Source organism: Dyella sp. 01N36, from assembly GCF_056399745.1.
This window is the reverse complement of record NZ_JBFTRY010000001.1, coordinates 115,391-138,010: the sequence shown is the minus strand read 5'-3', so window position 1 is coordinate 138,010 and position 22,620 is coordinate 115,391. Positions and strand designations below refer to the sequence as shown.

Genomic DNA, 22,620 nt, shown 5'->3' with positions numbered 1-22,620 from the left:
GATGGAGGCAGCTCCGTAATCGATGGATCCTGTGCCCCAGGTCGCAGCGTCGCTCGAACCCCGGTCAGGGCCCACTCTCGAGCGCCCGTCCACACGAGAGTCGATCTGAGACAGCGCGATTGGCCTGTGTTACGCAGGGGGAGGGGGTTCTCGGACTGCCATCAACGAGACTCGTGCCGACAAAAATCCCACCTTATCAATTGGATGCCGACAGCTCTAGCCTGTTCGCCGGTGAGTTGTGTAACCGCCCCCTGCATGGGCCTATGATATCGATGCTGGTGGGAGGCAAGGGCTTTTCCGATCTGATGGAGTCGTGACGACTTAGCCAAGGAAGGCCGTTCCTGTTCTTGGACGGAGACGTTTGCCACGATGAGTAGATCGGACAATGGATACACCAGCGCCTGACTCAACACTGGAAGCCCTGTCGACCGCCGCGCTGCATGCGCGGCTGGCTCTCACTAACTGGGAGCGCGACGAGGAGTACATACCGAACGAACAAGTGTTTCGCTTGTTCCGCCGTGCAAAAGAGAGCGGCGATCGCATGCGTGCCGGACAGCTCTCGGCCGCTCTTTCCAGGCGCCTTCTCGGTTTGTCCAAGGGATTTGCTGTTCGAAGCGGTATCTACCCAGGAAACATCGACAACCTGGACCAGGCCGCAGAGGAGATTTCCCAATTCGTTTGGGAACGCCTAGTTAGCCAGCCCAAAGACGCTGCGCATGCCGAAAAGTACTTTGGCCAGCTGTTTAGTCGCCGCGCCCTGGATTTCCAGAGAACGCTTCTGGCCAAGAAGCGTAAATGTCAGGACAGCCTGGATGCACTGGACCAACCGCCGGAAGACGTTCCCGACTCCTGGTCGGATYCGGGCCCGAACCCCGAAGACACTTTGGCAACACAACAGGAACATGCACAAATTGCTATGCGCTTGCAGGCGATTCTGACCAAGCAAGAACTTTCGACCTACGTAATGCTTTATGTCGAGGAAATGCCGGTCAAGGACATCGCGGCAGCTCTCGGTGTTACTCCGAGGGCGGTCAACAACTACAAGAATGCTGCGCTAGGCAAGATTCGCAAGGAGTTCACCCCATGACTACGCACACCCATAGGATGTCACTTGAGGAAGTGCTGGACGAGCTCTTCTACTCGGCTGACAAACCTTCCGCCACCATGGTGCTCCGTGCCTGCCATGCTCATCCCGAATATCGGGAAGACATCATGGAGTTCGCGTCACTTTGGTCGTCTTATGTGGCTTCACCCGAGCCAGCAAGAATGGCCGACCATGTGTCCGAGGAATCTGTCAGTCGTATGCAAAGCTTCGTGCTTAACCTGCTGCACGAAACCGATCGTGAAGCCAACTCGAAGCCAAGCGTCGATTTCGTGTCGGCCGCTATAGAGGGTTTGGCGGGGGGAAGCCTTCGGCGAGCAGCTAGGGCCGCCGCGCTTGGAGAGTCAACCTTGCTCTTGCAGAAGGTCCTGACCAAGCGCCTGACAAATGTGCCTCTTATCGTTCTCGATAAATTGGCAGAGCATCTCAGTCTCACAATCGAGGCGCTTAGCCAGACGCTCAGCCCAAGACTGGGCGGTGCGAGAAGTTACAAGTCCGCTGACAAGCCGAGCGATCAGGCAATGGAAACCTGGGAGAGCGCCGTTCGCGCTCTCCCAGTCTCAGAAGAAGAGAAGAAGCGACTACTAAGTCTTCAAGACTGAGGCGGATAGCTCTTGACCCCTTTCTATCGAGCTCGAGATGCCGCGAGACAGCTGCGAACCACGCTGTTTGGGGAGATGTCGTCAACCGCCCTTGTCTCGACGCAGATCGTCGAAATGATCGCGCATGAGGATGCGGAGGATTTCGAGATCTCGCTTGCGCATCCAACTGATGCAGCACTTGGAGGTGCCGACGCAATCCTTTTGCGAAAGTTCCGGCAGATCATTGTCCGCAACGATGTGCAGTGTGAGGAGCGTTCATTCCTAATTGCTCATGAATTTGGTCATTGGAAACTCCACCCTGAGGAGCATGACAGTTGCCATAGGGTGATCGATTCAACCTTGAAGCCAGACGATGCCGACACTTTCGGCTCCCAAAAGGTTGAGGCGTACGGAGCCCGCGAACGTGCGGAGTTACAGGCCAACATCTTCGCCCGAGAACTCTTGCTACCGCGCGAGCTCGCCAGAGCCCTGTTCCTGGCGGGATGGACCGCACATCGGATCCAGCAGTCTCTTTGCTTGCCGTTGGAGCTGGTTCGCCAGCAACTCCTTGATGGGCTTCTACTGCCGGATCATGGCCCTCTCGCTGAGACGGCATGGGAAGTGATTACTCCAACCGACGAGCAAACCAAGGCAGCGACGTCACAGGCAAAGACCTCGCTTGTGGTCGCCGGACCCGGAACCGGTAAGACGGCTACGCTGCTCATGCGTGTACAGCACCTACTGTCACAGGGAGCCAAGCCGAGCGAGTTGCTTCTGCTTACCTTCTCGAACCGGGCGGCCCGCGAACTGGTTGAGCGACTTCAGTTGGCAGGGGTAGAAAACGCCCATGAGATCTGGGTATCCTCGACGTAACCCGCCGATTGGCGCTGTGGCAGTTTATTTACTACCTGCGTGCTCCGGACGGGAGCCGCACGTATCAAACCGTCGGGACCTTTATCACGCGCCTGCGACGTCGCTTACGGGTGGGCGACGACCGCGAGTTGCGCATGCCGCCGCCCGAAGCCGGCGGTCTGGATGCCGTGGCCGTAATGACCATTCACCAGAGCAAAGGCCTGGAGTTTGAGGCCGTCCATCTGGTGGACGTTGACGCGCGGCATTTTCGAGTTTTTGGGGATTCGGACCTGATACCTAGCTCTCTCCTGCGCTCACTGGTTCCCAAAGATAATTTCGAAGCCGAAACCGAGGCGTCCAACAAGCTCTATGTCGCACTTTCACGAGCCAAAAAACACCTCATACTCTATGAGACCCAGGCTCGATACGACGCGGAATGTGTCACCGCTGTACTGCAAGCCGCCCATCTCCTTGATCGGGAAAAGGGCAGTGTCGTTCTGCCGAAGGCGCCGCCGCTGTCTGGCGTGACTCAGCAGCCGTCTGCCAGCGTCTTCGAATTCGGCAGCTTTCTCACGTACCGTGCCTGCCCACGTCGCTACTACTACGACGTGGTGCGAGGCCTCAGTCCTACGGCCGGCTTACATCCAGCCGCTCTCGTCGAGCAAGCCGTCACGAGAGAGCTATTCGTACCCTATGGGTCCGATCCCGATATGCCATCTATGGAAGTCAAGGGAGTGCTCGCTTCGTTCGGGCTCGAACTTAGGGACTCGCTACCGTACCTCAGGGCCTACGGTGATCAATTGCTGGAGTCAGGGCGTAGCTGGCTAGGCGTGCCGCGTGCAGCGATGGCGCGACCCTTTCAGGTGACCTGCGCCGGGCTTCCTCTTGTCGTATCGCCGCATCGCATCAGCAAGTCGGGTTCAACCATTACGATTGAGTTCGTCCGAACAAACCCACCTGGGAAGGTGTCGACCCAACGTACCGCCCTGAGATGGGTATTGAAGTACCTCAGCGAAACGTACAGACAATACTCGTTCGTGGGCAGCCTCTACTCGTTGAGTAGTCGAGCAACCGAATCCGTGGCTCCGTACGGAAGATTGCCGGACGACTTTATTCTTGTTCCGATCGCAAAGGGGCTGATGGCGGGGGACTTTCAGGCTCGGCCCGCTCCGTGGGCGTGTCCGAAGTGCAGGCACTTCATGTATTGCCCAGCCTGACACTGGCCAGTAACTTGTCGCGCCGTGCCGAGCACGGATTATCCATAAACTCAGGTGTTCCCCGCGCCCCTTCGCTGCCACACAAGCAGATCGTTCCGATTTTTGCACCGACTGACGACTTACCTGTCATGAGCAGCGCATAACGCGCAGCTCGCCAAGTAAGGAGCTCAGAAATGATCATTCGTGTCTACGTCCAGTCCGAATACCTCTCCGACGTCAAGCTCGTTGAAGTCGGCGACGAGGCCACTCTCCACGACCTCAAGCGCGCTGCTCTGGAACTTCTCCCGGCCGGCATCGACGTGTCCGAGATTTCGCTCTCGGTCGAAGATGACCAAGAGGATGAAGAGCAGACGGACCGTCCCCAAGTCATCTACGTCAGGGAACTGAAGAAGGAGCATGGCATTCGCGTTCATCTGCACCGTTGCAAGCAGGTGGAAGTGCATGTGCGTTTCGGCAGCGAAACCGTCCACCGTAAGTTCCGCCCCGCCACCACGGTTGGCCGAGTCCGTAGCTGGGCGGGCCGCAAGCTGGGCATGGACCCCGGAGACATCGCCGAGCACGTCCTGCAGGTGGCCGGGACGACCGAGCAGCCGGATATGGATGTCCACATCGGCACCCTGGCCCGATGCCCGCAATGCTCCGTAACGTTCGACATGGTGCCTGCGCACCGCATCAACGGCTGAGCGGGGGGGCGCATGGCACCTGATGAGCAAGCACTGCGTGCCGACCTTGCGTCGGCGCGTTTCCTGGCAGGGGAGGACCGAAACCGCTGGCAGTTTGAAGAACTGCAATGGCCGTACCTGCTTGTCCGTGTCAAGGCACGTGATGGGCGCCAGTACACGCTGCGGTTGAACTGCAGCGGATTCCCCGCCTCATCTCCAACGGGCACGTTCTGGGATTCGACGACCAACACTCGCCTGGCATTCGACAAATGGCCTCAAGGTGGCGAGCGGATTCAACTGGCGTTCAAGCCAGGCTGGAAGGACGGGGACGCGCTATATATCCCTTGTGACCGCGAGAGCTTCGTCGGGCACGACGGCTGGGTGACGCAGTACCCCCAGCTTATCTGGAATCCGGCCAAAGGCATTTGCCATTACCTGGAGGTGGTCCATGAACTTCTGCAGAGTCGCGACTATGTCTGCGCCGCTGCTTGAGGTCCGCCAGGGCCTATGGGAGGAGCTACTCGAGCATCTGCGTCACCAAGGTGGCGGCGTTCGTGAGAGTGGGGCCTTCCTTCTTGGGCGCAAGACCGAGGCCACGCGCACAGTCGCTGCGTTCCTGCCTTATGAGCAGCTTCAGGCCGATGCCCTGCACGACGACTACGTGTCCCTCACCGCGGCCAGCTTCGCCAAGCTATGGGAGTTGTGCGGTCAAGAAGCACTAAGCGTCGTCGCCGATGTCCACACACACCGATTCGGCGCTGGCCAGAGCCGCTCGGACCGTGAGAATCCGATGATCGCCCTGAGAGGCCACATCGCCCTCATCGTGCCGAACTTTGCCCGAGACGGCCGAGGCTTTCAGGGTGTCGGCCTGTATGTCTACCAGGGGAGCCACCGGTGGTCCAGCCACTTCGGTTCCGATGTTGCGCAACGCATCCGACTTATCCGAGAACGAGGTAACTCATGACTCAGTGGAATGCAGAATCCATGCATCGCCTGGCCAAGCTCGCCTTGGATGCCGGCGAGGTCGCTACGCCTGAGGCAGCGCTGGATTTGTTCTCGCGCTATCGCTTGCACATCCATCTGGGCACCGGCTGGGCAGATACGCTCGCAGGGCAAGCCTGCTTTCTGACGGCGCTGAACACCGCCGTGCGTGCCTTTCTGGGTGGCGTGTTGGTGTCGGGTGACCTGGACCAGGTACTCAGCGTGCCGCTGCATGAAGGGCGAAGTGTGCGAGCGGTGACCGAAGCCATAGGTGGTGCAGTGATGGAGCGCCCCGCGTCGGACCTTCCGACCCTCGTGATCGGACGGGCCGCAGGTCAGCTCGCAGCGACACCGTTCTGCATCCAGCTGAGCTGGGACAGTTGGTGCGCCGCCATCTCGCCAGCGGCCAACGATACTGGTCTGCCTTGTGTCGAGGACAACCCTCTGTCCGGCGTGGTCGCCGCGGCAATAGGCGTAAGCGAAGCGTTCCTGCACGTGCGTGGTGATCTCCTTGAGGCCGGCCATCGATGCGTCGGTATGTCGCTGTGGCATCCCCTGGCCGTCGAGGACTGGCAGGCCGACGCACATCGCGGACCTGCTTTGCGCTATCTGCCCAAGTCGCTGTGGCTCGTGGGGCTAGGGCACCTCGGCCAGGCCTATGCATGGACCTTGGGAATGCTGCCTTATCCGGCAGGAGAGCGACCTCATCTGGTGCTCCAAGACTTCGACAGTGCAGCTAAATCCAACCTCAGCACATGTTTACTGCTGAGCGAGCCCGACCTGCGCACGCGCAAGGTTCGGGCGGTTGCTCAGCGGCTGGAGGCAGCTGGGTTCGCCATCGACATGGTCGAGCGCCGCTTCGGTCCACTCCATCAAGTGCTCACCAACGAGCCCACGACGGCCTTGTTCGGTGTCGATAACACCGCGGCCCGTCGGGATATCGACTCGGCTGGGTTTGCGAAGGTCGTGGAGGCAGGCTTGGGCAGTGGCTACCGCGACTTCCGCAACATCCGCGTGCACACCTTTCCCAGCCCCAAGCGAGCGACGGAACTATGGCCCCCTCAGTCCGACATACAGGGGACTATCGAGCTGAACGACGCCTATAAGAGTCTTGCGCTTGAGCACGATAACCTGTGCGGAATGACCCAGTTGGCCTCGCGTGCCGTGGCAACGCCGTTTGTGGGCGCGCTGACATCGGCGCTAGTCCTTGCCGAAGTCGTGCGACCGCTGCACGGGGGGTGCATCCACGCAACACTGGATCTACAGATGAAGGACTTGGGCTATCGGACTGGCTCTCAACCCTCTACGTATCAGGGACTGCCCACGCCCTATGTCCTAGCTGGCATGCAGATTCGTCGGGCGGCCTTCACCGCCGACGCCACTCTCGACACGGAGGTGACGTCATGAGTAAAAGAAGGTATCGCAGGCGCGGACGTAGTTCGCTGGGATCGTTGGTGGATGACTCTGCCTACATCGCCTCGCGTTTTGGCCCTGTTGGAGCAATCGTGACCGGTGCGGTGAGCTTTACGCTTCTCTATGCCGTGATCCCGATTGTGCTGCTGAAATGGACGGCTGCGCACAACGCAGAGATGGTCGGCTCGATGGCAACTGAGTTCTCGAACTTGGTCAATCAGATGGTATGGATCCGGGTGATCGACCCTTTGCAGTGGGCAGGGGTGGCGGTTCTTCTGGTGTGTACCGCGATCGGCATCTGGAAGCTTCTTCTCGAGTTCGATCCGGAAGGAAAAGACATCTCACTCATGAGCACATTGGCGAAATTGCTCGCCCGATTCATCCATTGATTCGCGCGGCCGTCGCCAGGAAGGTCAACAAGTATCCGATGGAGGAAGCATGGTTATCGCCGAAGGTCAGCTGAAAGGCAGCTTCAAGGGATTCAAGAATCGAGACACCATTTTCGAATTCTATGGTGGTCGAAAATGGCGGCAGGCCGAGTACAAGTACCACTACCACTACGCGTACATGCCACGGGCAAAGATCGTCCAGGAAGGTGGCCGCTATATGCTCCATGTCGAAGGCATCAATGACGCTGTGGAGGTCAGGCCGGCGTAGCGACGCCCACTAGCGATGGCGGTGCGTCAAGATAGCTTGCTTGAGCAGGACAGGATCGCATCCTGCAGTATGCACGTGACGAACACGCACCTAGAAGAGCGTGTAGCGAGAGCGACTGATCGCTCCCGCTCCGACCGGCCGGCGTTCGGGCGCCGGCTCGACTCAAGAGCGCGAGGATGCCGGAATCCAGTGGGATCAACGTATCGCCAACGAACTACAGTGTCGTCCAGACTTATCAGAATGAGTGTCAGCGCTGCAGCATTCGCGACAAAAGCAGAAAAATGGTGATCCTCACTTCAATAGGCGAGCTGCTGGATTGTCTTCCGCAGCGCCAGATTGAAAATATCCGATCACGCTCGCCACGGACCGATGCTCCGTCATGGCCATCACCGCGGGCAACGGCACCCCTTGCTTGCCGGCCTCGGTGACAAATCCCGACCGGAGACTGTGCGCCCCAAAGTTCCCCTCCAGCCCGGCCATTGAGGCGCGCCGCTTGACGATCGTTGCCACGGAGCCCGGCAACAGGGCAGGGCCGACGCGATTCTTCCAGATCCGTCGAAAGATCGCCCCCTCACGAATACCCGCCGCCTCCAGCCACGCCGACAGCGCCTGAGCGCTCCGCCCCAAGATTGGCTTGTCGGGCGTCGAATCCACCTTGACCCCAGCCTGTTGGGTCTTCGAAAACTCAAGCCGGTAGATGTAGCTGTCTTCGCCCGTCTTGCGCAGATCGCGCAAATCGGCCGCGGCGATCTCGCTGCGCCGGCGCCCGCCACTGGCGAAGCCAAAGCAGAGCAGGGCGCGATCGCGGAGACCTTCCAGCGAGTCGTCGCAGGTGGCCAGCATGGCCTCCAGCTCCGGGCGCGTGATCGCCGTCTTCTTGGTCGGCCGCTCGCCGCGTTTCACCGCGGCGCGCCGGGCGCGGCTCAGCAGCGTGCGCACGCTGGCCAGCTCGCACGGGTTCGTCAGCCGCTTGAGCTTGTGCGCCGTCGACAACACGGCGACGCGCTGGGTCACGGTGGCGAGTTTGAGCGGTCCCACGCTGGCCTTGAGGCCCGCCGCGACCAGCGCCTGGTCGATCGCCGGTGGCAGCTCGCTGACCAGGCCGCCTTTGCTTTTGCGCTGGATGTGGTCGACCAGGAACTGAATCACCGCGGCCTCGCTCACCGGCAACGTGAGCTCTATTCCAAACCGCGCCTGATGCCAGCCGGCCCAGTAGCGCAGGGCCGCGGCGTAACTGCGGGTGGTGTTGGCCGCCGCCGCTTCGGCCAGCAATTCGCGCACGGCGTCGGCCGCCTGCTGGGCCAGTTGTTCCGGCAACACCAGGCCGGCCGCAGGTGTGGCAAGGCTCGGTAACGTTGATTTATGGTCCATAATATGTAGTGTATATTACGAAATAGGGCACTTACTGGCGATAATCATCACTTATCGCGAGTACGAATCCAAGCGGGCAGGGCGCCAATCGAGGAGACCAGGGCATGGCACGTGGCATCACCCAGAACCAGGTCAATGAGGCGGCTGATGCCATCCTGGCCGCGGGTGAAAATCCGACCGTGGAGAAGGTGCGCGCAGAACTCGGTACCGGTTCGCCCAACACGATCACTCGCATGCTTGATAGCTGGCGTGGCCAGTTGGGCGAGCGCCTGCGGCGACTGAGCGCCATACCAGAGGTGCCTGACGCTGTGGGGCAAGCGATGCTTGAGCTGTGGCGTCTCGCCACCGAGCATGCGGAGCGAGCCATCGATGAACGCTTCACCAATGAGCGTGCGGCGCTTGAAGCTGCTCGAACTCAATTGGCTGGGGAGCGGGAAAACTGGGGAGTTCGTTTGGCGGAAGCCGAAACTAGCGCGGCCCAGGCGCAAGCGGCCCGAGATCTAGCTGAGCACGTCTGCACCACCCTGGATGGCCAATTGCAGGATAGTCATGCTCTGCGCGCCGACATATTGCACCAGCGCGGTCGCCTGCAAGATCAGTACGACCAGCAAGCCGAGCAATGCCGGACGCTACGGGCTCAGCTCGACCAACTCCATGCTGCACTCCAAACAGAACGCGAACGCCAAGAGGCTCACATTCGTGCCGTCGAAGATCGCTTGCATTGTGAAGTCGATCGCGCTCGACAAGATGCCGGACAGTGGCAGCAGAGATATGAAAATGCACAACGAACGCACCGGGACGCCACCGCGGCAACCGAAAATCGGCGCGACTCGCTTATCGCCCGCGTGCGCGAACTAGAGCAAGAAACTGCACGCCAAGCAGGCCAAATCTCGGGACTAGAGAAGGCATTGTCCGAGGCCTACACGGCGACGGCAAAGCCAAAGCGTCAGCTTTCCCCGAAAACGAAATCGTCCACGCTCGCTCGCGCACCAAAGAAGTCGGCAGGACGTCAGGTCCGCAAATAGCTAGATGTCGGCTATAGCCGATCCAACACCCACGCAGCATCGCTACCAGCAAGCGCAATTACAGCATCGGGATCGATCGGGAAAACTTCTGCAGGTGTCCGCGGTGTTTTATCTAACGTATCTTCTGGTTCTGCGATACCAAAGGGAGAGGCCGTCTCGGCCAGGGAACATTCACTGAGGGAACCCCTCAGCTGAAACATCCATTCGAGCCGCCCCCAGCCCCCCGGGTCCGCCGAATGGGCAAGAGCCGGATTTTGGCTCAGTACCTCTAGCAACTCATAGAAGCTCGGGTGTACTAGGCCATCGGACGCGAACTGGAAAGGCGGGTGATAGAACGTCCGATCAGCTTGGGACCAGATACCCAGCAGGCGCCCAAGGGCGCGCTCTTTTGCGGCCATCTCATTGCACGCTGACGCAGTGGCGCCACCAAGCAGGCGGCCAGCCGCCTTCGATGTAGGCCATGCCTCGGCACGAGCCTTCTCGAGCAGGCTGTCGCGGTACGCGATTGCTGCATTGACACTCGGTGGCAGGTCCATAGGATGCAGTGTACGGCGTCCGTGTTTGTGGCGATGCAAATCTCGCAAGGAAGCACAGGCGGTAAGCTCAGGCCGAAGTGCGCTGACAGTCTTGAGCGCATTCCGAGCAAGTTCCCAATGTTGACCGCGTTAGATTCCACTGAGCCCGGATCGAATTTCACCGAACCGAGGTGCAGAACTTTGTCAGCTCACATTCTTCCTTGCGCAACCATGTGGGGCCGATTGAAGAAGGTTTCTGCTGAGAAGGCTGAGATTTCTTTGCGGGGAACATGTAGCGGGCAACCGTGGTGAATACTCGACACGCCCAAGCTAAATCGACTTTCCGATCCTAGACCATCCGTAGTAAACCGCCTGCAGAACCTGCGCATCTACGAGAGCGTGATGCCGGCGAGGGGAAAGCTCGATGTTCTTAGCGAATGCGCTGCGGATCCGATCGACTAGGCTTTCCGAGTAACGCAGCTCCTCAAGGTAAAGAGGAGCTGGATGCGTAATGGACAACATGCCGCGCAGGAGGTCGAAATCGTTGGCATGGGTGGCAATGATGACTGGAGGCTCGTCCGTGCGCGAGTTTCTCGCGTCGGCGATATATGCACTCAGTGCGCGCGAAAATTGCTCATCTGTCTTGGCGAATTCGCCGCGGTCAAGCAAGGGATATACGGTGCCCTTGACGAACGCATTTGGAGTAGGGAGTGGGTCGCGCTCAGCGTAGAAAGGTGCAACCGGAGCACCAGAGAACAGCCCGTATGGGCCTCCCGGCACCAAGGCGAGTGACACCAGCTCACGGCCGTCGTCGTCAGCCCACTCGGTATCCAAGAACAGGCTGGTAGGCAGGTCTTCCGAAATCATGCGCATTTCTCCTTGGATGTACGCTAGCCCCGCGGACTAAGCGTATGCGCCTGATTGCATCCGCCCAAGCAATTGGACAAGTATTTGGCAGTCCTCGTCGGACCCCAAGTAGTCCAGCGGCAGCTTGTGACCCAATGCCGGAACAGGACTGCGGAGCCAGGAATCAACCCATGCGGCAGGATCAAAACCTTCGGGGTTGCCACTGGCATGGACCATGGCGTCCACAATTTGAATCAATTGGAGCCTGCGATCAGCTCTTTGATCCGTCATGGCAATGGGCTCAAAATGTCCAGGTCGGAGCTAAGCCTACCGTGATTCGACCGGAACACGTGGCCAACCTTAAACGCGTTGCGAGGAAGTTGCTCAGTGATTACCGCGTCGATTGCACAAAGTTTCCGCACACACAGCCCAATGAAAACCGCTCACTCCAACAATCGTTTAGTTTCCAGATGAGTGGAGATTTAGTTTCGCCGGCTGCATGGGCGCGTTCCGTGCGTCAGGGCGATCAGCCAAGCCAGGAATGTGCCAAGGCAATTGCTGCCGTGTCTCCTGCGCCTTCCATTTCGCATAATGTATATTATGTAAAATTACAAAATGACCGGCGCCAGCCTGGCCCCTTTGCTGTTGGCTCTCCCCAAGGCCCGCTCCCATCAACCTCCGGCTCCTCAACCTAGTAGTCAATCCGATACACATAGGCGTGCGGGCCTGACGGACGCGTTGGCAGCTCTAGATGTAGACCGTCCGCTTTCTGGTGGAATGCGATCGGCTTGCCCGTGGCCAGTAGCGTTACTTTTCGGACCGTCGTCGATGGCGCGATGGAATGGATCAGCGCCTGGTTGTTCGCGGGCCACTCCATCTCGATGGCGTAGAGGTGGCCGTCGTGGGTGGTGAATCGGAAGTCTTCGGGCGTATAGGGTTTGGTCTTGGTGTCCCGCATGGTGCCGGCGGCGACTTGGGTTGGGCCTTCGCCGAAGCGCTGCCATGGCCTGGAGCCGTAGATGGCGTCGCCGTTGAGTTTCAGCCATTGGCCGACGGCCAGCAGGATGCTCTTTGCCTCGTCGGGAATGCTGCCATCGGCTTTGGGGCCGATGTTCAACAGCAGGTTGCCGTTTTTGCTAACTACGTCGGCGAGCAGTTGCACGATCTCGTCGGGTGACTTGTAGGTGTCGCCTTCGGCGTAGCCCCAGGAGTCCGGGCTTACGGAGGTTTCGGTCTGCCAGGGTTGCGCGAGGATATCGGCGGCCTGCCCTCGCTCGATATTCAAGGTGCCGGTGCCAGGCATCATGTTGTCGAGCTTGTAGTTGAGCACCACACCCTGATCACGCGTTGCGGCCTGGTTGTAGTAGAAGGCGGCGAATTCGGCGAGTGCGCCGCGAAAGCGCGGTTGGCCGACCCACCAATCGAAATACATCAGATCCGGATGGTAGTCCTGCACGATTTCGGACGAGCGTGCGAGCCAATCGTCGAGATAGGCGTCCGAAACGAAGGTCCAGTCGACGTCCTTGCCATCGGCACCCTTGGCCGATTCGGTGGGATGTGCCGGTCCGTAGAGCGACGCGTACCTGGGATCGTTGACGTCGGAGTCGAAGCTGCGGCCGTATTCGTAGAACCAATCGTGTTCCGCACGATGCGAAGACAATCCAAGCTTCATGCCTTGCGCGCGGATCGCCTTGGCGAGTTCGCCGATCACGTCGCGATGCGGCCCCATCTTTACAGCCGTCCAGTCGGACAGTTTGGAGTCGTACATGGCGAAGCCGTCGTGGTGCTCGGCAACGGGAACCACGTAACGCGCACCTGCCGCGCGGAACAATGCGGCCCAGGCCTGCGGATCGAAATGCTCTGCCTTGAAACGTGGAATCAGATCCTTGTAGCCGACCTGGGGCATCGCTCCATAGGTGCTCACTTGATGTTGGTAGTAATTGGCGTACTCGCCGCTGCGTTCGTACATATGGCGCGGATACCACTCGCCCTTGTACGCCGCCACGGAATACACGCCCCAGTGAATGAAGATGCCGAACTTCGCATCCTGATACCACGCTGGCGTGCGATAAGCGGTAAGGCTTTTCCAGTCGGGAGACATCGGGCCTTGCCAGGCCGCCTTGTGCGTTTGCGCAAGTATGGCTTGACGTGCGCCATCGAAAGGACGATTCGCATCTTCCCATTGGTGTTCGATCGTTGCCGCATCCGGCGGTGCGAAACTTTGCGGTGGATTGCCAGCGACAACGGCTGTTGTGCATAAGGCGCAAGCCATGCCCAGCCAAAGGCGGCTATGCGGCAAAGCGAATGAAGACTTGGCGGGCGCGCGGGTTTCGCGGGCCTTCTTCTTCCACAACGACATACGCCCTACTCCTTGATTCACACCGGAAGGCGCCCATCAATGGAAGTGCGCCTCCCCTGCCCTTGCCGTCATGAGCGGGCCGGCCTCGGGGACACCGAGGCCGACCCGTCAGACGGGGAGAGTCATGCCTGCCACAGGCTGGGAAACACGGGTTTATTTGAACTTGTAGTCGAACGTCAGGAAGATTTCGCGGCCGTTGTACTCATCGGCGGTCTGACCCGTCGTGACGAATTCGAAGCCGCCGGCGTAGTACGGGATGGAGCCGACCTTGTCGAAGATGTTGGATACGGTGAGCTTCAACGTGGTATCGGGATTCATCTGCCAGCCGACTGCCGTGTTCCAGGTGATCCACACCGGCGTCCTGCCACGATACGTCGCGGAGTCCACGGCCACCGGGTTGCCATCCTGGGTTACCTGGCACACGCCCGTGCTGATCGACTCGCTGCCGTTCTGCACGTTGACCATGCCCGGCTGGATGCCATTGGGCAGCACGACGCAGCCGGCGTAGTTCGGAGCGCGCATGCTGCCGTCACGCACACCGGAGATCGACACGTTCCAGTCGCCCTTGGTCCAGTCGGCGATCCAGGTCATGCGGCTTGCCACATTGTTGTAGCGAGTGTTCTGCAGCGGGTCCGAAGCCAGCACGCGCTGCTTGTACGAAAGGTTGTCGGTGTAGTTGATGCCGGCGCGGAAGTTGCCGTAGTCGTCGGTGTGGATCTTGTAATCGAGCGATGCATCGATGCCGCTGACGTACAGCGAAGCCTCGTTGATCGGGCCGGACTCTTCCGAGACGATCTGGCCAGCTGCATTGCGCTGAACCATCTGGGTCACCATCTGGCAATACGCCGAGCCCGGCACATGCGCCGTATACGGCGACAACGCCGACGTACCGTTGGCCTGCAGGCCGGTCAGGCAGCCGGCCTCGTCGACCAGCACGGTGTCTTTGTCCAGATACTCGATCGCGTTGTCCACGCCCATGTGCCAGTAATCGGCGGATACCGACAAGCCCTGCACGCCCGGAATCTGCCACACGAAACCATAGGTCCAGGAGTGGCCGGTCTGCGGCTCCAGCAGGCGGCTGCCGTTGGTGTTCAAGTTGTAGTACTGCGAGGTCGGACGCTGCACCAGGCTGCACCAGGTGCTGTTGGACTGGCCAGACTTGATCGCGTTGATGCATTGCAGGGGGTCGAGGTAATCACCCACCGGCGAGGTCGAGCCGGTCAGGTAGATGGCCTGCATGTCCGGCGCCTTGAAGTTGGTGCCGTAGCTGCCGCGCAGCAGCAGGCCGTCGTACGGACGGTACTCCAGGCCCGTGCCCCAGGTCTTGGCGATGTCGGCCATGCTGGCGTCGTTGTACTTGTCGCCGCGACCGGAAATGGTCCAGGTCAGCGAATCAAGGATCGGCACGCGGAACTCGGTGCCCAGCGAGAAGCGCTGGCGCGTGCCGCCGCCGGTGAGATACGCGCCGAACGGATTCTGGAACGTGGTCGGGTCGGCAGAACGCGGGTCAGGCGAAAGCAGGAAGCCGTTGTGCGCGGCTTCCAACACGGCTGCCCAACCTACCGACTCGTCCACCCACGGCAGTTTGAAAAGATCGCCATTGATGCGGAATTGCGCCTGGTCCAGCCACGATGACGAGGTGTTCTCGCCATTGACCGCGAACTGGCCGTATTGCTGCGGGGTGATCGGATTCCACCACTGCTGCCAGTTCATGTTGTAGATCGGCAAGCCGTCGGCCGTGGTGCCCTGCTGCTTGCCGAGGAAGAAGTTGTTCATGCCGGCGACGTTGATGCCCGTATAGTCTTCGCGCACCGTGTACTTCTGGCTGTTGAGGTTCAAATCCCAGTTGAACCGGTTGTCGAACATGGTGCCCTTCAGGCCAACCTGCAGGTTCCAGTTCTGCTCGCGGTCATGCGTATTGGCCGCCGTGCCCATCTCTTGCGCAGTCAACTGGCGGATGGCCTGGTTGATGGTCTGCCCCGTGCTCTGGTCGTAGAACTGGCCGGTGACTTCCACGGGCAGCTGGGTGTTGGAGATGCCCGTCGTGTCATACAAGGCGGCCGAACCATACAGCTGCAAGCCGTTGCTGAAGTCGTACTCGCCGGCGATGTAGCCGTTCTGGCTGCGGGTGCCAGGCGTCAGCACCCAGTTCTGAAACAGCGCGGGCTGCGAACAGTAGTAACCGTTGTCGGTGATGCTGGCGATCTGCGTGCCATTGGTGGTGACCGAATGCGACTGGCTCAGCTGCGAGTTGGTGAACTTCGAGCAGCTGCCCGCCGGCGGCGTGATGTAGTGGCCGTTGGCATCCGTGGCGGAGAGCGCGATGGCGCCGGCAGCGTCGTACTGATAACCGAACATGCGCGAGGCTGGGCCCCATGCGCCATAGCCTGCATCGGACACCGAGTCCTGGTACGGACGATCCATGCCCCACAACGCCGTTCGGTTGTACTGCTCGAGGTTGTACAGGATGTGCCAGTTGCTGCCGGATTTACCGCCGAAGAAGTTGATGTCGCCGTAGTTGCGGCCACCACGCGTCGCCGTGCCGCCGGTGATCTGCAGCTCGTCACCCTGATAGTTTTTCTTCAGGATCACGTTGATGACGCCCGCCACCGCATCCGAGCCATAGATCGACGAGGCGCCGGAGGCGAGCACTTCGACATGGTCGATCATGCCGAGGGGAAGGTTGTTGTAGTTCTGAAAATTGCTCTGCTTGTTGAGCGGCTGCGGGTAATCCACCACGCGATGGCCATCGATCAACAGCAGGCTGAAACCGGGGCCGACGCCGCGCAGGTTGACCGAGCGCGCATTGACCGAGCTCGAACCCCAGGAGGCCGGATCCGACGTCTGCTGACCCACCTGCGGCAACGAATCGAGGAACTCCCACAGCGTGGTGAAGCCCTGATCCTTGATCTCCTGGGCACTGATGGAGACGACTGGCGCCGGTCCTTCGACTTGCGCGCGCGGGATCATCGAGCCCGTGACCGTGACGCCCTGCAACTCGACTGCCTTGTCCGACTTGCTGGACGAAGGCGCACCCGATGACTGTTGTGCGGACGACTGATCGCTGCCGGCTGGTGCCGACTGGGCGAAGGCGAGTGGCGTGAAAAGCGCCAGCGCCATGGAAGTGGCAAGTACGCTGCGTCGCAAACGGATTTTTTTCATGGTTAACCCTCCCCGAAAAGCTTCAATGGTGTGATTGCTGTTGAGCCTTGCGCTCACCAGCTCTATTCACTTCTTGTGCGCTGTGTTCGCTCGCCTGCCCCGGTCCGCTTTCGCGGTCCCCATCCCGGATCAGACGCTTCAAGTCGTCCTGCTGGTGATCAAGCTGCGTAACGGCTTTGCCCAACCTTCTCCGTGCCATCCGCTGCTCTTGGTTCCGACGTTCTTCCCATACAAGAACGGCTCTTTCCGATGTGTCCTCTTCGAGTCGAGGGCTCCAACCACAGCCAACGGAGATTCATGACGCCTGCTCTGCATCGGGCCATTCGTTCACCTTGGTCCAGGTCGCGTGTGCCAAGCTCGCGCCCCGCACGCCCCATTCCCGCCTGCCTCCCCGTCCCGCCCCTGCGAGAAGAGATTCATATACGAACTTATAGTTCATATTTGACTTAGTTATAAGCCTAAACTGGATCGATGCAAGTTGCATTGCAACAATCTTGAAAAGAACTTGCCCGGCAGACGGCCACTTGCCTGCTCAATGCCCCTACGATGAGAGCCTGCTGGTTTCGCGCCCCTCCCTGCGGGGCGGCGCCCTCAATCACGAGGGCCTGGGTCCCGGCCCTGGACGCGCTCATGGGCGTCCCTGGCGGGGGCAACGTCCCGGTCAGTGCGGGACGGCTGAGTCGCCTGACACGATCGGCGGGATGCTTTCAGACAGGCGAGCGGTGGCGTCGCTCAGGCGCGCGGGATCGATCACTACATGACGCATGCGCGTTCTCCGCCACGTGTACAAGACATGGACTAGTCCATCGCGCGACTGGATCACGGCCGGGTAGGAGTACTCCTGGCCCGGTTGGTCTTCGAGCGTCAGCACCCTCTTCCAGTGCAGGCCGTCGGCGCTGATGGCGACTGCCAGCGTTCCTCGTCCGTCCCACCACCGGGACCCGGGCGACGTCGGGTTGTAGACGAGCAGATCGCGGCCGTCCGCCAGGGATGCGGCGTCGATGCCTGAGTTGGGGTTGTCCACGTCCAGCAGGCGCAATGGCGACCAGTGGTGCCCGTCATCGGCGGACTGCGACCAGAACAATTTCCCTTGGCGCGTGCGGCCAATGGCCTCGATGCCGCCGTCCTGCTTCGGGAGCAAGCTCGGTTGAATGGCCTCGATGCCGCGCGATGATAGATCGCTGCCAGCCACCCAGGTTCTGCCGTCGTCCTCCGACCGCTCGACATGAACTCGCCAGCCGCCCCGTTCGGTACTGGATGGACTGAGGATGTCGCCATTGGCCAGTTGAATGGGTTTGTTCTTGATCGGCCCGAGGATGCCGGGCGGAAGTCGATGCGGTGCCGACCATGTGGCGCCGTCGTCAGCGGAGGTCGTCAGCATGCCCCACCAATGCTGCGGATCCGGGCCGATCTTGTAGAAGAGCATCAGCCTGCCCGTCGTCGACCGGAACAGCACCGGGTTCCAGGCGGGCCACCGCGAGCCGTCCGATTGTCTGCCGTTGGCGATCTCGCGCGGGCTTATCCAATGACCGGAAACCTGGCGGGACATCCAGATGCCAACACTTGGGTCTCGCTCCTGCTTGCCGCCGAACCATGCGGCGACGAGCCCCGTCGGTGTTTCAACGATCGTGCCGGCATGGCATTGCGCCGTCGGTGGGTGCGTTAATACGAACTCGGACGAAACCACGGATGTCTGCGCCGCTTCGCCACGAAACGTCATGACGAAGAGCAAAGCGAAAGCGAGGCGAGGCCTGTTCGACCTCCCCTTCGGCACGGCGCCATATTTGATTGACACGACTGCGTTTCCCGTCCTCTAATGAAAACTTCCATAAGGACGTATTAACGTCCAAATGATTGTTGCAAAGGTGGCTAATGAAGCGACTTGCCCGAACCGTTCTTGGCGCCGCCTTGGCGCTCTCTCTTTTTTCGCAGGCATCGTTGGCGCAAGGCGCGGCGGATACCAAGCCATCCCCCCAGCAGATTCACTGGCAGGATCTGGAGTTTGGCGTGATCGTGCATTTCGGCACGAACACCTTCCTCGATCGCGAGTGGGGCGACGGCACAGCCGACCCCAGGGTGTTCAATCCCGACCATGTCGATGCGGCGCAATGGGCACGCGCCAGCCGCGCAGCGGGCGCGCGCTACATGGTGATGGTCGCCAAGCATCACGATGGCTTTGCACTGTTTCCGACGGCGCAGAGCGACTACTCGGTGAAAAGCAGCCCGTGGATGAATGGCAAGGGCGATCTTGTGCGCCTCGCCTCCGACGCGGCGCGTGCCGAAGGACTGGAGTTCGGCGTCTATCTGTCGCCGTGGGACAGGCATGAGCCGCGCTACAAGCAGCCGCAAGCTTACGATGTGTATTACCGCGCCCAGGTGGAGGAATTGGCCCAGCACTATGGGCCGCTGGTCGAGTGGTGGCTCGATGGCGCAGGCAGCGCCGGCCATGTCTACGATTTCCCGCGCTACATCGAAACGCTGCGAACCTATCAGCCCAATGCCATGGTGTTTGCCGACATGGGCTTGTTCGAGTACGGCGACCTTCGCTGGGTGGGCCAGGAGGATGGCTATATTCGCGGCGAGAACTGGAACGTCATCGACCGCCACGGCTACCAGCGCTGGCGCCCGGTGGAAGTCGACACCCCTCTGCATGACCTGCACTGGTTCTGGCACCCCAACGACGAAGTCACGCTCAAGAGTGTCGCCAAGCTCGTGGACACCTGGGAGAACAGYGTCGGGCGTGGCGGACAATTGATGCTGGGCATCGCGCCGGATCGCCACGGCCGGCTGCCCGATGCCGACGTCGCCCGCCTCGAAGCCTTTGGCAAGGCGCTGCGTGCGCGCTATGGCGATGCCAGCAACCTGGCGCGCCATCACGTGCAGACGGACGAAAACACCGAGGCAGCCCTGGACGGCAACAAGGACACATTCTGGTCGGCGCCGGCTGGCTCCCGCCACGCCACGCTCGAAGTCGACTTCGGCCACCCGGTGACGTTCGATCGCACGCTCGCGATGGAATGGCTGGACGACGGGCAGCATGTGCGCAAGTACGCCATCGAGGTTTTCGACGGCAAGGCCTGGCATGCGGTCGCCAACGCTGAAGCCATCGGCCACATGAAGATCGATGTGTTCCCTCGCGTCACTGCGCAACGCGTGCGACTGAACATTTTGTCCAGCGTCGGCGATGCATCCATCCGCGAATTCCAGGTGTTCGACGCCGGCGCTTTGCCTTCGAACTGACATGGCGCCGACATGCGGCGCCAGGCTGGCGCTGATCATGCCATTCATCGGCATGCTCAGCGCGGCACGTCGGCGTGTCCTGCGATGGTGAACGCCACCGATGGCTGCCCCGACGAGGGTTGGTGGCCGCCTGCGAACAATGCGTAGCGCCCTGCCCTGACGGCACGCACACCGTCGGCATCGACCAGGCTCAGGGCGCGCGCGTCAAGATGGAAATGCACGGCACGCTGCTCCCCTGCGGCGAGGGAGACACGCTCAAACCCCATCAGCGCCCGTTGCGGTGCATCGGGGGCGTCCGGATACGCAAGATAGACCTGCGCTACTTCGTCGCCGCTGCGCGTTCCGGTGTTGCGCACGTTCACCGCGACGTCGAGCGCGTCGCCGGCCTTCAGGTTTTGCGCGGACAGACTGGGCGCGTCATAGGCGAACGTGGTGTAGCTCAGGCCATCGCCGAACGCATACAGCGGCTCGCCCTTGAAGTAACGGTAAGTGCGACCCTTCATGCCGTAATCGATGAAAGGCGGGAGATCGCGCACGTCGCGATAGAAAGTCACCGGAAGGCGGCCAGCGGGATTGATCACGCCGGCAAGGGTCTGCGCCACCGCCAATCCGCCCTGCTCGCCCGGATACCACGCCGCGATGATCGCGTCCGCGTGTTCACTGGCCCAGTTCAAGGCCACGGCACTGCCGCTCATCAAGACGACTACCAGCGGTTTCCTGGTGGCGGCGACCGCCTCCAGCAGTTTCTGCTGCGACGCAGGCAGATCGATGGCGGTCCGATCGCCGCCCATGAAGCCCGGCACGTCGACCTTCAGTTCCTCGCCCTCGACACCTGGCGACAAACCCACGAAGGCAACCACGGCATCGGCATCGGCGGCCGCCCTGACTGCCTCAGCGAGCTGTGCATCGGCGGGCGCCATCCATTCCAGGTGAATGCCTTGGTCCTCGCCGCTGTGCTCCCATTCCAGGCGCAGATCGTGCGGACGCGTATCGGCAAAATGGATTTTCACGGCAGGCGGCTCATCGCTGCCCGAGCTGCCAGCGATCAGATGGCCATCGAGATAGAGGCGCACAGGGTCGTGCCCGCGACAGTCGAAGCATCGATCCACGCGCACGGCCAGGGTGTAGTCGCCCGCGCCGGGAGGCAGCAGTTGGCCTGTCCAGCGCACTGCGTAGCGGGATGCATCGAGACCATCCGCGGGCGGCAGGTGATCAGTATCCAAGTCGATCCGGGCGTCGGAGCGCGTCATCACCGGCTTGCCGGTCAGGCGGGCATCGCGAAAGTACTCGCCCTTGAGATTGGATAGTGCCGTCACGGGAATCGGAACGGTCACGCCATCAGCAAGCGTGGCGCCTTGGGCGTAACGCACGTTTTGCTCGCCCCATAGTGCGCGCACGCCATCGAGCGGCGTCACGGGCTGTCGAGCCGTGCCGTGGTAGTTGGCTTCCAGCACGGACAAGGCGTCGGTGTTTGGCCCCACCACGGCGATACGGCCGCCGGGCTTCAATGGCAGTGTATTCGCGCGATTCTTGAGCAAGACGATCGATTCGCCTGCAGCACGCAGCGCCAGTGAGCGATCAGCATCAGGGGCGACCCGCGGCGTCGGCGCCGATGCGTCGAACATGCCCAGGCGATAGCGCGCGGCGAACAGGCGCGTTGCGGCCACATCGAGGTCACGCTCGCTGATCCGGCCATCTGCCAGCGCGCCGCCAAGGCCCGCATACGCCGAGCCGCAGTCCAGGTCCGTGCCCGCGCGCAACGCGCTGGCCGATGAGCCGGCGTTGTCTTTCTGGTAGTGGTGGAACATCGTCATATCGTCCACCGCATCGCAGTCGGACACGACGAAGCCCTCGAAGCCCCAGTCTTTGCGCAGGCGCTCGCCGAGCAGCCACGGCAAGGCGCAAACGGGAACGCCATGAATCGCGTTGTAGGCGCACATGACCGAGCGCGCGCGACCCTCCACGATCGCAGCGCGGAAGGCGGGCAGATACGTGTCTTCGAGATCATGCGCGGATACATCGACATCGAAGCCATGACGGCCGGGCTCCGGACCGCTATGCACGGCGAAGTGCTTGGGCGTGGCGATCACCGTGGGATGCGCAGGGTCATCGCCCTGCAGTCCGTCGATGAAGGCCACGGCAAGCGTTGCCGTCAGGCGTGGATCTTCGCCATAGGTTTCCTGGCCTCGCCCCCAGCGAGGGTCGCGGAAGATGTTGATGTTGGGAGACCAGATCGTGAGGCCGTTGTAGCGTCCATGATTGTGCTGCAGACCCGTAGCGAGGAACTTGCTGCGCGCCTGCGTCGCCACTACGCCGCCCACGGCATGAAGCAAGGCGGGATCCCAGCTGGCCGCCAAACCGATGGCCTGCGGGAATACGGTCGCCTCGCCAAAGCGGGCAAAGCCGTGCAGCCCCTCGCTCCACCAGTCGTACGCGGGAATGCCAAGGCGCGGGATGGCCGGTGCGGCACTTTGCAACTGCGCGATCTTCTCTGCCGACGTCATGCGCGCGACCAGACTGGCCGCCCGCTCCGTGGCCTCGTCGGCCGGAGCGGGCGTCGCCAGCAAGACGCCGAACAGCAGGGTCGCCAGCAGGCAGGCCTGATGTAATCGCCTCATGCGCGTCTGCTCCGCCTGC

General features: G+C 61.1%; 19 protein-coding genes. 12 read left to right on the top strand and 7 right to left on the bottom strand.

Features of this window, described 5'->3' with window-relative positions; genetic code table 11:
* Nucleotides 1-385 precede the first annotated feature (385 nt).
* The 10 genes from AC1DMG_RS00590 (at nucleotide 386) to AC1DMG_RS00545 (ending at nucleotide 7,465) form a co-directional block, all read left to right on the top strand.
* Complete coding sequence (locus AC1DMG_RS00590; RefSeq protein ID WP_477180075.1) at nucleotides 386-1,087, top strand: RNA polymerase sigma factor; 702 nt, start codon at nucleotides 386-388, stop codon at nucleotides 1,085-1,087.
* Nucleotides 1,084-1,704 (top strand): hypothetical protein, encoded by a 621-nt coding sequence (locus AC1DMG_RS00585; protein ID WP_477180074.1) that lies wholly within the window; start codon nucleotides 1,084-1,086, stop codon nucleotides 1,702-1,704. Before AC1DMG_RS00590 ends, AC1DMG_RS00585 begins: the two co-directional genes overlap by 4 nt.
* Nucleotides 1,705-1,716: 12 nt before the next feature.
* Entirely contained in the window at nucleotides 1,717-2,556 is an 840-nt protein-coding gene (locus tag AC1DMG_RS00580) for a UvrD-helicase domain-containing protein (protein WP_477180073.1), read from the top strand.
* A 134-nt stretch (nucleotides 2,557-2,690) separates the two neighbouring features.
* Entirely contained in the window at nucleotides 2,691-3,752 is a 1,062-nt protein-coding gene (locus tag AC1DMG_RS00575; RefSeq protein ID WP_477180072.1) for a 3'-5' exonuclease, read from the top strand.
* Between the two features lie 173 nt (nucleotides 3,753-3,925).
* Nucleotides 3,926-4,435 (top strand): hypothetical protein, encoded by a 510-nt coding sequence (locus AC1DMG_RS00570; RefSeq protein WP_477180071.1) that lies wholly within the window; start codon nucleotides 3,926-3,928, stop codon nucleotides 4,433-4,435.
* Nucleotides 4,436-4,447: 12 nt separating this feature from the next.
* Entirely contained in the window at nucleotides 4,448-4,906 is a 459-nt protein-coding gene (locus AC1DMG_RS00565) for a DUF7665 family protein (protein ID WP_477180070.1), read from the top strand.
* Nucleotides 4,887-5,378, top strand: coding sequence for a hypothetical protein (locus tag AC1DMG_RS00560; RefSeq protein ID WP_477180069.1), 492 nt, complete (start codon nucleotides 4,887-4,889; stop codon nucleotides 5,376-5,378). Before AC1DMG_RS00565 ends, AC1DMG_RS00560 begins: the two co-directional genes overlap by 20 nt.
* The gene (locus tag AC1DMG_RS00555) at nucleotides 5,375-6,802 is read left to right on the top strand and encodes a ThiF family adenylyltransferase (RefSeq protein ID WP_477180068.1); all 1,428 of its coding nucleotides are present in this window, start codon (nucleotides 5,375-5,377) and stop codon (nucleotides 6,800-6,802) included. Before AC1DMG_RS00560 ends, AC1DMG_RS00555 begins: the two co-directional genes overlap by 4 nt.
* On the top strand, nucleotides 6,799-7,197 hold the full coding sequence (locus AC1DMG_RS00550; RefSeq protein ID WP_477180067.1) for a hypothetical protein: 399 nt from the start codon (nucleotides 6,799-6,801) through the stop codon (nucleotides 7,195-7,197). Before AC1DMG_RS00555 ends, AC1DMG_RS00550 begins: the two co-directional genes overlap by 4 nt.
* A gap of 49 nt (nucleotides 7,198-7,246) precedes the next feature.
* Nucleotides 7,247-7,465 carry a hypothetical protein gene (locus AC1DMG_RS00545; protein WP_477180066.1) on the top strand — a complete coding sequence of 73 codons (219 nt, stop codon included), beginning with the start codon at nucleotides 7,247-7,249 and terminating at the stop codon, nucleotides 7,463-7,465.
* A 291-nt stretch (nucleotides 7,466-7,756) separates the two neighbouring features.
* Here AC1DMG_RS00545 and AC1DMG_RS00540 read toward each other — a convergent pair whose 3' ends face one another.
* Nucleotides 7,757-8,836, bottom strand: a complete 1,080-nt coding sequence (locus AC1DMG_RS00540; RefSeq protein WP_477180065.1) for a site-specific integrase — start codon at nucleotides 8,834-8,836, stop codon at nucleotides 7,757-7,759.
* Nucleotides 8,837-8,940: 104 nt separating this feature from the next.
* Between AC1DMG_RS00540 and AC1DMG_RS00535 the strand changes: the two genes are divergently transcribed.
* Nucleotides 8,941-9,861: a DNA-binding protein gene (locus AC1DMG_RS00535; RefSeq protein ID WP_477178802.1), complete on the top strand. Its 921-nt coding sequence runs from the start codon at nucleotides 8,941-8,943 to the stop codon at nucleotides 9,859-9,861.
* Between the two features lie 845 nt (nucleotides 9,862-10,706).
* On the opposite strand, the gene AC1DMG_RS00530 is transcribed toward AC1DMG_RS00535, so the two are convergent.
* The 5 genes from AC1DMG_RS00530 to AC1DMG_RS00510 all read right to left on the bottom strand — a co-directional run bounded on the left by AC1DMG_RS00530 (nucleotide 10,707) and on the right by AC1DMG_RS00510 (nucleotide 18,538).
* Nucleotides 10,707-11,243: a hypothetical protein gene (locus tag AC1DMG_RS00530; protein ID WP_477180064.1), complete on the bottom strand. Its 537-nt coding sequence runs from the start codon at nucleotides 11,241-11,243 to the stop codon at nucleotides 10,707-10,709.
* 36 nt (nucleotides 11,244-11,279) lie between these two features.
* On the bottom strand, nucleotides 11,280-11,459 hold the full coding sequence (locus AC1DMG_RS00525) for an antitoxin Xre/MbcA/ParS toxin-binding domain-containing protein (protein WP_477180094.1): 180 nt from the start codon (nucleotides 11,457-11,459) through the stop codon (nucleotides 11,280-11,282).
* A 454-nt stretch (nucleotides 11,460-11,913) separates the two neighbouring features.
* Nucleotides 11,914-13,581 (bottom strand): alpha-L-fucosidase, encoded by a 1,668-nt coding sequence (locus AC1DMG_RS00520; protein ID WP_441603850.1) that lies wholly within the window; start codon nucleotides 13,579-13,581, stop codon nucleotides 11,914-11,916.
* A 153-nt stretch (nucleotides 13,582-13,734) separates the two neighbouring features.
* A complete protein-coding gene (locus AC1DMG_RS00515; RefSeq protein ID WP_441603849.1) occupies nucleotides 13,735-16,743 on the bottom strand; it encodes a TonB-dependent receptor plug domain-containing protein in 3,009 nt (1,002 codons plus the stop codon).
* A gap of 661 nt (nucleotides 16,744-17,404) precedes the next feature.
* Nucleotides 17,405-18,538, bottom strand: a complete 1,134-nt coding sequence (locus AC1DMG_RS00510) for a sialidase family protein (protein ID WP_441603848.1) — start codon at nucleotides 18,536-18,538, stop codon at nucleotides 17,405-17,407.
* 77 nt (nucleotides 18,539-18,615) lie between these two features.
* On the opposite strand from AC1DMG_RS00510, the gene AC1DMG_RS00505 reads away from it, so the two are divergent.
* On the top strand, nucleotides 18,616-19,983 hold the full coding sequence (locus AC1DMG_RS00505; protein ID WP_441603847.1) for an alpha-L-fucosidase: 1,368 nt from the start codon (nucleotides 18,616-18,618) through the stop codon (nucleotides 19,981-19,983).
* A 56-nt stretch (nucleotides 19,984-20,039) separates the two neighbouring features.
* On the opposite strand, the gene AC1DMG_RS00500 is transcribed toward AC1DMG_RS00505, so the two are convergent.
* Entirely contained in the window at nucleotides 20,040-22,601 is a 2,562-nt protein-coding gene (locus tag AC1DMG_RS00500) for a glycoside hydrolase family 3 C-terminal domain-containing protein (RefSeq protein WP_477180063.1), read from the bottom strand.
* Nucleotides 22,602-22,620 lie beyond the last annotated feature (19 nt).